The sequence below is a fragment of the Bacillus sp. SIMBA_008 genome (assembly GCF_046535495.1).
Classification (GTDB): domain Bacteria; phylum Bacillota; class Bacilli; order Bacillales; family Bacillaceae; genus Bacillus; species Bacillus subtilis.
Genome location: NZ_JAWRWL010000001.1, coordinates 795,047 through 808,262 on the forward strand (window position 1 = coordinate 795,047; position 13,216 = coordinate 808,262).

General features: G+C 42.8%; 17 protein-coding genes. 16 read left to right on the forward strand and 1 reads right to left on the reverse strand.

Features of this window, described 5'->3' with window-relative positions:
• The first annotated feature begins 74 nt into the window (after positions 1–74).
• The 5 genes from dgrA (at position 75) to fni (ending at position 4,145) form a co-directional block, all read left to right on the forward strand.
• Positions 75–728, forward strand: a complete 654-nt coding sequence (gene dgrA, locus SB658_RS04340; protein WP_049141262.1) for a cyclic di-GMP receptor DgrA — start codon at positions 75–77, stop codon at positions 726–728.
• A 44-nt stretch (positions 729–772) separates the two neighbouring features.
• Positions 773–949 carry a YpfB family protein gene (locus SB658_RS04345; protein WP_032726051.1) on the forward strand — a complete coding sequence of 59 codons (177 nt, stop codon included), beginning with the start codon at positions 773–775 and terminating at the stop codon, positions 947–949.
• Between the two features lie 78 nt (positions 950–1,027).
• Positions 1,028–1,702 (forward strand): (d)CMP kinase, encoded by a 675-nt coding sequence (gene cmk / locus SB658_RS04350; protein ID WP_049141263.1) that lies wholly within the window; start codon positions 1,028–1,030, stop codon positions 1,700–1,702.
• A 232-nt stretch (positions 1,703–1,934) separates the two neighbouring features.
• Positions 1,935–3,083, forward strand: coding sequence for a 30S ribosomal protein S1 (gene rpsA / locus SB658_RS04355; protein WP_014477197.1), 1,149 nt, complete (start codon positions 1,935–1,937; stop codon positions 3,081–3,083).
• Between the two features lie 12 nt (positions 3,084–3,095).
• Positions 3,096–4,145, forward strand: a complete 1,050-nt coding sequence (fni, locus tag SB658_RS04360; protein ID WP_041850191.1) for a type 2 isopentenyl-diphosphate Delta-isomerase — start codon at positions 3,096–3,098, stop codon at positions 4,143–4,145.
• A 42-nt stretch (positions 4,146–4,187) separates the two neighbouring features.
• On the opposite strand, the gene SB658_RS04365 is transcribed toward fni, so the two are convergent.
• Positions 4,188–4,319 (reverse strand): YpzI family protein, encoded by a 132-nt coding sequence (locus SB658_RS04365; protein WP_065423464.1) that lies wholly within the window; start codon positions 4,317–4,319, stop codon positions 4,188–4,190.
• 77 nt (positions 4,320–4,396) lie between these two features.
• On the opposite strand from SB658_RS04365, the gene SB658_RS04370 reads away from it, so the two are divergent.
• From SB658_RS04370 to mtrB, 11 genes are all read left to right on the forward strand, one after another.
• On the forward strand, positions 4,397–4,996 hold the full coding sequence (locus tag SB658_RS04370; protein WP_144500728.1) for a YphA family membrane protein: 600 nt from the start codon (positions 4,397–4,399) through the stop codon (positions 4,994–4,996).
• On the forward strand, positions 4,993–5,886 hold the full coding sequence (locus SB658_RS04375; RefSeq protein ID WP_003230562.1) for a YIEGIA family protein: 894 nt from the start codon (positions 4,993–4,995) through the stop codon (positions 5,884–5,886). Before SB658_RS04370 ends, SB658_RS04375 begins: the two co-directional genes overlap by 4 nt.
• Entirely contained in the window at positions 5,883–6,077 is a 195-nt protein-coding gene (locus SB658_RS04380) for a capping complex subunit for YIEGIA (protein ID WP_038828580.1), read from the forward strand. The genes SB658_RS04375 and SB658_RS04380 overlap by 4 nt, the downstream gene beginning before the upstream one ends.
• A 153-nt stretch (positions 6,078–6,230) precedes the next feature.
• Positions 6,231–7,541 (forward strand): ribosome biogenesis GTPase Der, encoded by a 1,311-nt coding sequence (gene der, locus SB658_RS04385; protein ID WP_021481550.1) that lies wholly within the window; start codon positions 6,231–6,233, stop codon positions 7,539–7,541.
• A gap of 17 nt (positions 7,542–7,558) precedes the next feature.
• Positions 7,559–8,596, forward strand: coding sequence for an NAD(P)H-dependent glycerol-3-phosphate dehydrogenase (locus tag SB658_RS04390; RefSeq protein ID WP_015251807.1), 1,038 nt, complete (start codon positions 7,559–7,561; stop codon positions 8,594–8,596).
• A gap of 337 nt (positions 8,597–8,933) precedes the next feature.
• Positions 8,934–9,137 (forward strand): DUF2768 domain-containing protein, encoded by a 204-nt coding sequence (locus tag SB658_RS04395; RefSeq protein WP_004399143.1) that lies wholly within the window; start codon positions 8,934–8,936, stop codon positions 9,135–9,137.
• A gap of 21 nt (positions 9,138–9,158) precedes the next feature.
• Positions 9,159–9,893, forward strand: a complete 735-nt coding sequence (locus SB658_RS04400) for a hypothetical protein (RefSeq protein ID WP_069703895.1) — start codon at positions 9,159–9,161, stop codon at positions 9,891–9,893.
• A gap of 180 nt (positions 9,894–10,073) precedes the next feature.
• Complete coding sequence (gene spoIVA / locus SB658_RS04405; RefSeq protein WP_003230572.1) at positions 10,074–11,552, forward strand: stage IV sporulation protein A; 1,479 nt, start codon at positions 10,074–10,076, stop codon at positions 11,550–11,552.
• 372 nt (positions 11,553–11,924) lie between these two features.
• Complete coding sequence (gene hbs, locus SB658_RS04410; RefSeq protein ID WP_003153447.1) at positions 11,925–12,203, forward strand: non-specific DNA-binding protein Hbs; 279 nt, start codon at positions 11,925–11,927, stop codon at positions 12,201–12,203.
• Positions 12,204–12,390: 187 nt separating this feature from the next.
• Positions 12,391–12,963: a GTP cyclohydrolase I FolE gene (gene folE / locus SB658_RS04415; RefSeq protein WP_003225516.1), complete on the forward strand. Its 573-nt coding sequence runs from the start codon at positions 12,391–12,393 to the stop codon at positions 12,961–12,963.
• A 21-nt stretch (positions 12,964–12,984) separates the two neighbouring features.
• On the forward strand, positions 12,985–13,212 hold the full coding sequence (gene mtrB / locus SB658_RS04420) for a trp RNA-binding attenuation protein MtrB (protein ID WP_003230576.1): 228 nt from the start codon (positions 12,985–12,987) through the stop codon (positions 13,210–13,212).
• Positions 13,213–13,216 lie beyond the last annotated feature (4 nt).

A 13,216-nucleotide genomic window follows, 5' to 3' on the forward strand; every position in this document is an offset into this window, starting at 1 on the left:
AAATGTCTTTTCCTTTTTTTCATTACGTGCTTTAATAAAAACGTGAGTATATTGAATGCGAAAGAGTGAAGTCAATGATAGAGATTGGAGAAAATGTACTTTTAGAATATATAGAAGAAAATGAATTGAAAAAGGCAAAAAGCAAGGCGGTCAGCATCGAAAACAATGAACTTTTGATCGCGTATCCTGTTGATGTAGTTACAGGGCGAACTGTGATTTTACATAACGATATGGAAGTAACGGTAGAGTTTGTGGGAAAAGACGAAGTTCCTTATCGCTTTATAAGCCGTATAAAAGGTAAAGTGAAGGACAAACTTCAAATGATCTGTCTTGAAATGCCTCCCCGTGAAAAAATGAAAAGAATCCAGCGCCGCCAATATGTAAGAACTGATGCGGTATTAGATGTGCAAATTCAGCCGGGAAATGAGGAAGAGATCCGCACACTATCCTATAACATCAGTGCAGGCGGCATCGCCGTGGTTTTAGATGAAGGCCTTTCTTTTCAATCGGGGGAATCATTGCGTCTGATCATTCGTCTTCCTGAAGAGGAGCACACACGTCAAATAGAAACAGAAGCAGTTGTCAGACGAATCTTTAATGACCCCAAGTCAGGAAAACGCAAAATGACTTTAGAGTATTCAGAAATTGCAGCAGGTGACCAGCAGGCTTTGCTTCAATACTGCATCAGGCGCCAGTTAAATAAGAGAAGAAAGGCCCGAATGGAATAAACATCGGCAAACACTTCCATACTATTTGTAATGGAGGTGCTCCAATGAAAACATTTGAACGGCTGCTGATCAAAATATTGTTCATTCAGGCCATCATTTTACTTGGTGTCCAATTTCTTTTTCACTATCAGCATATTGAACCATACGTATCAAAAGTGATTCAATATGAAGGGGTGGATAAAATGGAGGAAAACAATAGGATTGAAACCTTCAAACATTAATTATTCATCAATTTTTCACCCTTTTTCATAAAGTTCGTGATACAATCCATAGAGGAGAAAAGAGCAAGGAGAGGAATTATGGAAAAGAAATTATCGATTGCAATTGACGGCCCGGCAGCTGCAGGGAAAAGCACCGTTGCCAAAATTGTGGCTGAGAAAAAATCGTACATATATATTGATACAGGAGCAATGTATCGGGCGATAACGTACGCGGCTTTACAGGAAAACGTTGAGCTGACAAATGAAGAAAAACTGGCTGAGCTGCTAAAGCGGACAGACATTGAGCTGATTACAACAAAAGATGGACAAAAAGTGCTTGTAAACGGCACCGATGTAACTGAGGCGATCAGAACAGATGAAGTCAGCAACCAAGTTTCAATTGCGGCCAAGCACAGAAGTGTCAGAGAAGAAATGGTGAAACGCCAGCAGCAGCTTGGGGAAAAAGGCGGCGTCGTCATGGATGGTCGTGACATCGGGACGCATGTGCTGCCAAATGCAGAAGTAAAAATCTTTCTTTTGGCATCTGTTGAAGAGAGAGCGAAACGCCGTTATGAAGAAAATGTGAAAAAAGGCTTTGATGTCAACTACGAAACATTAATTGAGGAAATTGCAAGAAGAGACAAGCTTGATTCAGAGCGCGAAGTATCTCCGCTGCGTAAAGCAGAAGACGCTATTGAAATCGACACGACATCGCTTTCCATTCAAGAGGTAGCTGATAAAATCCTCGAGGCTGTGGAGCAAAAGTCCCGCTGAGGATGGCAAATGCCACTTTTTTTGAATTTTTCAACGAAGATAGAATGTTATTGCTTGACAAACCTGTCCTTTTATTAGAAGTTAATACTAATAAAACTTTTTATTGATCATTCAAAAAACTTTTTTGGATGATTCTTTAATACATATTCGGCTAAAAGCGGGCATGTTATATGTTCAGCTTTCAAACCGTTTTAATTAAGCTGTGTAGGTTTGGACCAAGGAGGTTATTCAAATGACAGAGGAAATGAATCAAATTGATGTTCAAGTGCCAGAGGTTGGAGATGTAGTTAAAGGGATTGTGACAAAGGTAGAAGACAAACATGTAGATGTAGAAATTATCAATGTCAAACAATCCGGTATTATTCCAATCAGTGAATTATCAAGTCTTCATGTAGAGAAAGCATCGGATGTTGTTAAAGTAGACGACGAGCTTGACCTGAAAGTAACAAAAGTGGAAGACGATGCTTTGATTTTATCTAAACGTGCTGTTGATGCAGACCGCGCTTGGGAAGACCTTGAGAAAAAATTTGAAACAAAAGAAGTGTTTGAAGCTGAAGTGAAAGATGTCGTGAAAGGCGGCCTTGTCGTTGATATCGGCGTTCGCGGTTTTATTCCGGCATCACTTGTTGAAGCACATTTCGTTGAAGACTTCACTGACTATAAAGGAAAAACACTGTCACTGCTCGTTGTAGAGCTTGACCGTGATAAAAACCGCGTGATCCTTTCACACCGTGCTGTTGTTGAAAGTGAACAAGCGAATAAAAAACAAGAACTTCTTCAGTCTCTTGAAGTTGGAAGTGTACTTGATGGCAAAGTACAGCGCCTGACTGATTTTGGCGCGTTTGTTGATATCGGCGGCATCGATGGACTTGTACACATTTCACAGCTTTCCCACTCTCATGTAGAGAAGCCGTCTGACGTTGTTGAAGAGGGACAAGAAGTAAAAGTGAAAGTGCTATCGGTTGACCGTGATAATGAACGTATTTCTTTATCAATCAAAGATACACTGCCTGGACCTTGGAGCCAAATCGGCGAAAAAGTGAAGCCTGGCGATGTGCTTGAAGGAACCGTACAGCGTCTTGTAAGCTTCGGTGCCTTTGTTGAAATCCTTCCAGGTGTTGAAGGTCTCGTTCATATTTCTCAAATTTCCAATAAACACATCGGCACGCCGCATGAAGTTCTTGAAGAAGGACAGACTGTAAAAGTGAAGGTTCTTGATGTGAATGAAAATGAGGAGCGCATTTCATTAAGCATGCGTGAACTTGAAGAAACGCCTAAAGCTGATCAGGAAGATTACCGTCAATATCAAGCGAAGGAAGAAACAAGCACTGGCTTCCAGCTTGGAGATTTGATCGGAGATAAGCTGAATAAACTAAAATAATTGGTGATAAACGTGACTCGAGCAGAACGGAAAAGACAACACATCAATCATGCCCTGTCCACCGGCCAAAAGCGGGAAACAGGTCTTGATGATATTACGTTTGTTCACGTCAGTCTGCCCGATCTTGCATTAGAACAAGTAGATATTTCCACAAAAATCGGCGAACTTTCAAGCAGTTCGCCGATTTTTATCAATGCAATGACTGGCGGCGGCGGAAAACTTACATATGAGATTAATAAATCGCTTGCGCGAGCGGCTTCTCAGGCTGGAATTCCCCTTGCTGTGGGATCGCAAATGTCAGCATTAAAAGATCCATCAGAGCGTCTTTCCTATGAAATCGTTCGGAAGGAAAACCCAAACGGGCTGATTTTTGCCAACCTGGGAAGCGAGGCAACGGCTGCTCAGGCAAAGGAAGCCGTTGAGATGATTGGAGCAAATGCGCTGCAGATCCACCTCAATGTGATTCAGGAAATTGTGATGCCTGAAGGAGACAGAAGCTTTGGCGGCGCACTGGAACGTATTGAACAAATTTGCAGTCATGTCAGTGTACCAGTCATTGTGAAAGAAGTCGGATTCGGTATGAGCAAAGAATCAGCAGGAAAGCTGTATGAAGCTGGTGCTGCAGCTGTTGACATTGGCGGTTACGGGGGAACAAATTTCTCGAAAATCGAAAATCTCCGAAGACAGCGGCAAATCTCCTTTTTTAACTCGTGGGGCATTTCGACAGCTGCAAGTTTGGCGGAAATCCGCTCCGAGTTTCCTGCAAGCACCATGATCGCCTCTGGCGGTCTGCAAGATGCACTTGACGTGGCAAAGGCCATTGCGCTTGGGGCCTCTTGCACCGGAATGGCAGGGCATTTTTTAAAAACGCTGACTGACAGCGGTGAGGAAGGACTGCTTGAGGAGATTCAGCTGATCCTTGAGGAATTAAAGATGATTATGACCGTGCTGGGCGCCAGAACGATTGACGATTTACAAAAGGCGCCCCTTGTGATCAAAGGTGAAACCCATCATTGGCTCACAGAGAGAGGGGTCAATACATCAAGCTATAGTGTGCGATAAATGATAAAAGCCCAAAACCATATGTGGTTTGGGCTTTTTGTGTTATGATTTTCGCTTTTTGATTCTTCCGTTTTGTTCAAGGCTTGTCGCTCCGTCATAGTGAATGGACTGGTCGCGGTCTGATTCGACTCTGCCTGAAGCTTTGAGTTTTTTCTCTTGTCTGTCTTTTCCCATGATCATACTCCTTAATGTGAGATCGATTGTTTAAAAAATGTGCTTGAACTCCATACTGGGAATATGGAGGAAGTAAAATGGAACAATTTTATTACTATTGGTCAATGTGGTTTCTGTGGGTTTTGACAACATTTATTTTTGAAAAGACGAAAAGACGAATTGCCGTCTCTGTCTTTATTTTAACTAATATTATTCTAAGCATACATGACATCGCTTTATATTTTTCCCTGAATGCTGCATATATGATGTTTTTCGTTTGCGGATGTGTCTATGCCGGGTATTTGGGAATGTATCGTTTTCGTTACATTATGGTCTATTTGACGCTTGTTGCCGCGTATGCGTTTGTTTATCTTTTTGCATTATATGACCCGGTTTGGTTCATCATAAAACCTGAGTGGGCTGCTGTTATATTAATAGTGCTTTTAACAGCTTCTGTTGAAAGGAATTTTGAGAAGCAGCTTGTCTTATTTGTCCTAGGGATGTGCCAAGGCGAACTGGTGTATTCATTTGTGATCCAGAAGTTGGCCGGGGCTATGGCTGTCGGCGGCTTTCAATGGCTGAATGCGTGTTCTGCGGGGATGATATTGCTGTTTGGCATATCTAAATACGAACACCTCGCAAGCCAGATTGGTCAGAAAAGCAAAAGATCAAACAAAGGAGCTACCAAAATTTCATGAGTGATTACATCTATCCGATTATTGCTGGGGTCATTGCCGGAATTGCGACAAGGCTTTATATGCTGAAAACGGATTACCGCCAGTATCCGACCTATGTTCATGGGAAAGTGATTCACATCGCGCTGGGGTTGATAGCGGCTGGTTTAGGTGCAATTATTATGCCGGCGCTTTTGCAGGAGGAATTTACGGCCATCACATTTTTAACATTGGCAGCGACGCAATTTAGAGATGTCCGAAACATGGAGCGGAACACATTGACGCAAATGGATTCGTATGAACTTGTCTCAAGGGGAAGCACATATATTGAGGGGATTGCCATTGCGTTTGAAAGCAGAAATTATATTGTGATCTTTACAGCGCTTTTGACAACCTCTGCGTATGTGTTTTTATCCATCTGGGCTGCTGTCATAGCGGCTGTCGTTTGTTTTTTACTGGCCATGAAATTTATGTCGGGCAGTGTGTTGAAGGATATTGTAGACATCGAGTACATAAAGCCGCGCTTTGACGGTCCGGGACTGTTTGTTGATAATATTTATATGATGAATATCGGGCTTCCAGAGAAACAGGAACTGATTTTAAAGCATGGCATGGGCTTTATTTTAACGCCAAAAAACTTTAATTCAGCAGCAACGATAGCAAATTTAGGGCAGCGTCAGGCCATTTTATTTGATGTTTCCAATGTGCTCGGGGTTTATCGGGATTCAGGAGAGCCATCTTTGACACCAATTGCAAAACGGGATTTAAATGATGGGAGAGTGGCGGTATTTGTTCTCCCGCAAATTCACCATCCCGAAACGGCTGTTCAAATTATTAGCAATGTTCCAACCCTGGAAAATGCGATTAGAATGCCGACTGAATTTATCAAGAATCAGGATAAGGTGATAGGATGAGTGAATCTCTTACGAAAGTGATTTTGTCTGTAATCACGACAAATCCAAACCGGGCTGCAGGGGGAGCACCTGTCTTTTTTTGCAATGACCAAAAGGAGATGGAGCTTTTCGCTAAAAATCTTGAGGCGATCCTTGATGGAATAGCTCACAGAATCGGAGATGACGTGTATTTGATCGTGAAACATTTTTAAGAATAGTTGTGATCCCAGTAAAAACTGATATAATAAATGAGTTAAGCCCTTCCTCTGAAGGGTTTCTTTTCATAAAAGTGAATGAAATGATTTTAATAACCGGTTGAAAATTTATGTAAAAATGAAAGCGGCTGGATTGAAAGGAAGGGTACTATGGGTAAACCTGTCGTAGCCATTGTCGGGAGACCAAATGTAGGAAAATCCACAATCTTTAACCGGATTGCGGGAGAAAGAATTTCAATAGTAGAAGATACCCCTGGCGTGACAAGGGATCGGATATACAGCTCGGCTGAATGGCTGAATTATGATTTTAATTTGATTGATACGGGCGGTATTGATATCGGTGATGAGCCGTTCTTAGCGCAGATTCGCCAGCAGGCTGAAATCGCCATGGATGAAGCGGACGTGATTATTTTTATGGTGAACGGCCGTGAAGGCGTGACAGCTGCTGATGAAGAAGTGGCGAAAATTTTGTACCGCACAAAAAAGCCTGTTGTTTTAGCGGTTAATAAACTGGATAACACAGAAATGAGAGCGAATATGTATGATTTTTATTCGCTAGGCTTTGGCGAGCCATATCCAATTTCGGGAACACACGGACTCGGACTGGGTGATTTACTGGATGCCGTTGCAGAGCATTTTAAAAACATTCCAGAAACGAAATACAATGAGGAAGTTGTTCAATTCTGTCTGATCGGACGTCCGAATGTCGGAAAGTCTTCACTTGTGAACGCAATGCTCGGCGAAGAACGCGTTATTGTCAGCAACGTGGCTGGAACGACAAGAGATGCTGTTGATACGTCATTTACTTACAACCAGCAGGAGTTTGTCATTGTCGATACTGCAGGTATGCGAAAAAAAGGGAAAGTCTATGAAACGACTGAGAAGTATAGTGTACTGAGGGCGCTGAAAGCGATTGACCGCTCAGAAGTCGTGGCAGTTGTGCTGGATGGCGAAGAAGGCATTATTGAACAGGACAAGCGTATCGCCGGTTATGCACACGAAGCGGGCAAGGCCGTCGTAATCGTCGTAAACAAATGGGATGCTGTTGACAAAGATGAGAGCACAATGAAAGAATTTGAAGAAAATATTCGCGATCATTTTCAATTTCTGGATTATGCGCCAATCCTATTTATGTCTGCCTTAACGAAAAAACGGATCCATACGCTGATGCCTGCGATTATTAAAGCAAGTGAAAATCATTCACTTCGAGTTCAAACAAACGTCTTAAATGATGTCATCATGGACGCTGTGGCAATGAATCCGACACCGACTCATAACGGTTCTCGTTTGAAGATTTACTATGCGACTCAAGTGTCGGTAAAGCCGCCAAGCTTCGTTGTGTTTGTAAACGATCCGGAATTGATGCATTTTTCATACGAACGGTTTTTAGAAAACCGAATCAGAGACGCGTTCGGTTTTGAGGGGACACCAATCAAAATATTTGCAAGAGCTAGAAAATAAAAAGGTGTGAAGCAAATATGAAAAAAGTCACAATGCTCGGAGCGGGGAGCTGGGGAACAGCACTGGCTTTAGTGTTAGCTGATAATCATCATGATGTAACCATGTGGGGGCACCGTGCAGATCTGATCCATCAAATCAATGATCAGCATGAAAATAAAGATTATTTGCCGAACGTCAAGCTTCCAGAATCAATAGAGGCAACAACGGATATGAAGACAGCTGTTTCAGACGCGGATTTCATTATCGTTGCTGTTCCAACAAAAGCAATTCGGGAAGTGCTGAGACAGGCTGTCCCTTTTATAACGAAAAAGGCGGTCTTTGTTCATGTCAGCAAAGGTATTGAGCCGGATTCACTTCTGCGCATTTCTGAAATTATGGAAATTGAGCTCCCGAGTGATGTCAGAAAAGATATTGTTGTCCTTTCCGGCCCGAGTCATGCGGAAGAAGTAGGGCTGCGGCACCCCACAACTGTTACTGCATCTTCAAAGAGCATGAGGGCAGCAGAAGAGGTGCAGGATCTATTTATTAATCACAATTTTCGGGTATACACAAATCCTGACATTATCGGAGTTGAAATCGGAGGGGCTTTAAAAAATATTATTGCCCTTGCTGCAGGAATTACAGATGGTTTAGGGTACGGCGACAATGCCAAAGCTGCTTTGATTACACGCGGACTTGCCGAAATCGCGAGACTCGGAACGAAAATGGGCGGAAATCCCTTGACGTTCTCTGGATTGACAGGAGTAGGCGATCTGATTGTGACGTGCACAAGTGTTCATTCCAGAAACTGGCGTGCGGGCAATTTGCTCGGAAAAGGGTACAAGCTTGAAGATGTTCTTGAAGAGATGGGAATGGTAGTCGAAGGCGTCCGCACGACGAAAGCGGCTTACCAGCTTTCGAAGAAATATGATGTTAAAATGCCGATTACAGAAGCTCTCCATCAGGTCCTATTCAACGGACAAAAAGTGGAAACCGCTGTTGAATCTTTAATGGCGAGAGGGAAAACCCACGAGATGGAGGATTTGGTAAATACGTTTGAAAATCAAGTGAAGTAAAAGTGTCAATCAAATGGTGAATCGCATATCTTAATTGAACGAAAGCCCGAAAAACAGAAGAACACCCAAGTCTTGGGATCTCCTGAAACATTTTGCCGATTTAGGCAATAGAGGATGCATCTGTATGCCAAGTCGCATACTATAGCATCGAAGTCCAAGAGAGTGTTTCTTAAACGTGCAGGTGAATATAGTCAAGTTGACTGAAGCGAAGGTCCCCCTCTTTGCTTCAGTTTTTTTGTTCTATCAAAGGATGGAAAATCTGGTTGATCTTTTCTGGCGCTGTATATTAAAATATAATATAACGCTTACATCATACATATCGGGGAGGCGCACGTCATTGAATCTGGCATTGATGAAAATGTGGTTTGCACTAGGGTCCATGGGTCTGATGTTTCTGGCTGTAGCTTCCATCTATTTAAGCCGCTTTAAGTGCCAAAACCGTTTTTTGAAGATTGCGATTTCATCATTCGCATACATGTGTATGCTCATATCTGGAATTATTGTGTTTGTCGTGGTTTTTAGCGGCCCTGTCAATGAATAAAGCTGTAAAAGGAAGTGCTGTATGGGTAAACTGAAGTGCGCAATCATTTTTGTGGCAGTCGTGTTTTTATCCGGATGTTTATATCCAAATGAACGGAAAAGCAGTGTGCATGCCATTCCTTATCAAGACCAGCTAAAGCAGGTTCAATCTGCTGTTGATGAATTTCAAAAGGCAAATGGAGGGCTGCTTCCCATTCAAACAAAAGATATGTCGACACCGCTATATCAAAAATATCCGATAGACTTTAACCGGTTAGCGCCAAGATACATAGCTGAACCTCCAAGTACGGCATTTGAAAGCGGGGGAGACTATCAATACGTGCTTGTTGACGTAGAGAACGATCCGACTGTTAAATTAATTGATCTAAAGATGGCAGAAAAAATTCGCGATGTGAAATTGCGCATCCAAATGTATCGTCAGGAGCATCAATATCCGCCTTACAAGGATGTGCTATCTCGTGATTTATTTACACTCGATGAGAAGAAGCTTGGGGATGGCAGCTCTCTTACAGTGACAAGCCCAATCTCAGGGAATTCGTTGCCGCTTATGATTGACGGAGACGGAGAAATATATGCCGATTACCGGACTGAGCTGGCTTCTTGCCTCAAAAAAAGCAAAAAAACGTTTAAACCCGGGACTGAAATCCAGGATATGATTTGGCAGGAAACCCCCTTTGTCCCCGCGTTTTCTGTAAAATATACGGTAAATGACAAACAGGAACCTGTTTTTTTAGAAAATGATTTGAAAAAGGAATGAACCTTTCTCCCTTGCATACAAATAGGGAGAAAGGTTTTTTTATATTAATAGATTGAGGATGAGAAATTTTCTAAAGATGTCATATTCAAATAGGACAACGTCATACACATATAGTGTCCTGTGTTTGATTGAAAGAGCTTAATAAAATTGAAAAGGATAGGAAGTCCGGGAGGGGATCACTTGGAAAAGGTCGATATTTTCAAGGATATCGCTGAACGAACAGGAGGCGATATATACTTAGGAGTCGTAGGTGCTGTCCGTACAGGAAAATCCACGTTCATTAAAAAATTTATGGAGCTTGTGGTGCTCCCGAATATCAGTAACGAAGCAGACCGGGCCCGAGCGCAGGATGAACTGCCGCAGAGCGCAGCCGGCAAAACCATTATGACTACAGAGCCTAAATTTGTTCCGAATCAGGCGATGTCTGTTCATGTGTCAGACGGACTCGATGTGAATATAAGATTAGTAGATTGTGTAGGTTACACAGTGCCCGGCGCTAAAGGATATGAAGATGAAAACGGGCCGCGGATGATCAATACGCCTTGGTACGAAGAACCGATCCCATTTCATGAGGCTGCTGAAATCGGCACACGAAAAGTCATTCAAGAACACTCGACCATCGGAGTTGTCATTACGACAGACGGCACCATTGGAGATATCGCCAGAAGTGACTATATAGAGGCTGAAGAAAGAGTCATTGAAGAGCTGAAAGAGGTTGGCAAACCTTTTATTATGGTCATCAACTCAGTCAGGCCGTATCACCCGGAAACGGAAGCCATGCGTCAGGATTTAAGCGAAAAATATGATATCCCGGTATTGGCAATGAGTGTAGAGAGCATGCGGGAATCAGATGTGCTGAGTGTGCTCAGAGAGGCCCTCTACGAGTTTCCGGTGCTAGAAGTGAATGTCAATCTCCCAAGCTGGGTAATGGTGCTGAAAGAAAACCATTGGCTGCGTGAAAGCTATCAGGAGTCCGTGAAGGAAACGGTTAAGGATATTAAACGGCTCCGGGACGTAGACAGGGTTGTCGGCCAATTCAGCGAGTTTGAATTCATTGAAAGTGCCGGATTAGCCGGAATTGAGCTGGGCCAAGGGGTGGCAGAAATTGATTTGTACGCGCCGGATCATCTATATGATCAAATCCTAAAAGAAGTTGTGGGCGTCGAAATCAGAGGAAGAGACCATCTGCTTGAGCTCATGCAAGACTTCGCCCATGCGAAAACAGAATATGATCAAGTGTCTGATGCCTTAAAAATGGTCAAACAGACGGGATACGGCATTGCAGCGCCTGCTTTAGCTGATATGAGTCTCGATGAGCCGGAAATTATAAGGCAGGGCTCGCGATTCGGTGTGAGGCTGAAAGCTGTCGCTCCGTCGATCCATATGATCAAAGTCGATGTCGAAAGCGAATTCGCCCCGATTATCGGAACGGAAAAACAAAGTGAAGAGCTTGTACGCTATTTAATGCAGGACTTTGAGGATGATCCGCTCTCCATCTGGAACTCCGATATCTTCGGAAGGTCGCTGAGCTCAATTGTGAGAGAAGGGATTCAGGCAAAGCTGTCATTAATGCCTGAAAACGCACGGTATAAATTAAAAGAAACATTAGAAAGAATCATAAACGAAGGCTCTGGCGGCTTAATCGCCATCATCCTGTAATACCGGTAGACCTCTTTATAGAATGGGAGGTCTTTTTTCTTTGCTCTTAATAATGGAAAAGGATCAAGGAATAGGATGAAAAAAGGAAAAAAAGGAATATTTGTTCGGTAAATCACCTTAAATCCTTGACGAGCAAGGGATTGACGCTTTAAAATGCTTGATATGGCTTTTTATATGTGTTACTCTACATACAGAAATTCTTCACTTTGTTGGACAAACATTCCTCAGAGTGCAGTTTTTCTTAAAAGCCGTTTAATTGTCTTTCTCTTACTTGCTCTCATTTTTTTCTGAGACAGGTTTAGAATCAGACTGAACTGTGAAGAAATGATAATAAACGAACTGAATGTATCCTTTTGGGAGGAGGTGAAAGGCATGAACAAAACAGAACTTATCAATGCGGTTGCTGAAGCAAGCGAATTGTCTAAAAAAGACGCTACAAAAGCAGTTGACTCTGTTTTTGATACGATCTTAGATGCACTTAAAAACGGTGATAAAATCCAACTGATCGGTTTTGGTAACTTCGAGGTGCGTGAACGTTCTGCACGTAAAGGACGCAACCCTCAAACAGGTGAAGAAATCGAAATTCCAGCAAGCAAAGTACCTGCTTTCAAACCAGGTAAAGCGCTTAAAGACGCAGTTGCCGGAAAATAATTGTGAATATAGATCGTGTATGCATCTAGCTTACATACACTTTATTTCTTCACAGAAAAGCCCCTTTCTAAGGGGCTTTTCATATTTCAAGAACATGGGCTTCCTGACAGGGCATTCACTTTGCTTTTAGCGGGGCATATGTGCTAGAATCGAAATTAAATGTATTCATTGGTGGAGGACATAGAACATGAAAGAAGTTAATAAAGAGCAAATCGAACAAGCTGTTCGTCAAATTTTAGAAGCGATCGGAGAAGACCCGAATAGAGAAGGGCTTCTTGATACTCCGAAAAGAGTCGCAAAGATGTATGCCGAAGTATTCTCCGGCTTGAATGAAGATCCAAAAGAACATTTCCAGACTATCTTCGGTGAAAACCATGAGGAGCTTGTTCTTGTAAAAGATATCGCGTTTCATTCTATGTGTGAGCATCACCTTGTTCCCTTTTATGGAAAAGCACATGTTGCATATATCCCGCGAGGCGGAAAGGTCACAGGACTCAGCAAACTGGCACGTGCCGTTGAAGCCGTTGCAAAGCGCCCGCAGCTTCAGGAACGCATCACTTCTACAATTGCAGAAAGCATCGTAGAAACGCTTGATCCGCATGGCGTAATGGTAGTGGTTGAAGCGGAACACATGTGCATGACGATGCGCGGTGTAAGAAAACCGGGTGCGAAAACTGTGACTTCAGCAGTCAGAGGCGTTTTTAAAGATGATGCCGCTGCCCGTGCAGAAGTATTGGAACATATTAAACGCCAGGACTAATAAAGATAGAGGGTGCTATAAATGAACCAAAAGCATTCAAGTGATTTTGTCGTCATTAAAGCCGTTGAGGACGGAGTGAATGTGATCGGCCTGACAAGAGGAACAGACACAAAGTTTCACCATTCCGAAAAACTCGACAAGGGAGAAGTGATCATCGCTCAGTTTACAGAGCATACTTCTGCCATTAAAGTCAGAGGAGAGGCACTGATTCAAACCGCGTACGGAGAAATGAAAAGCGAAAAAAAATAAGCTG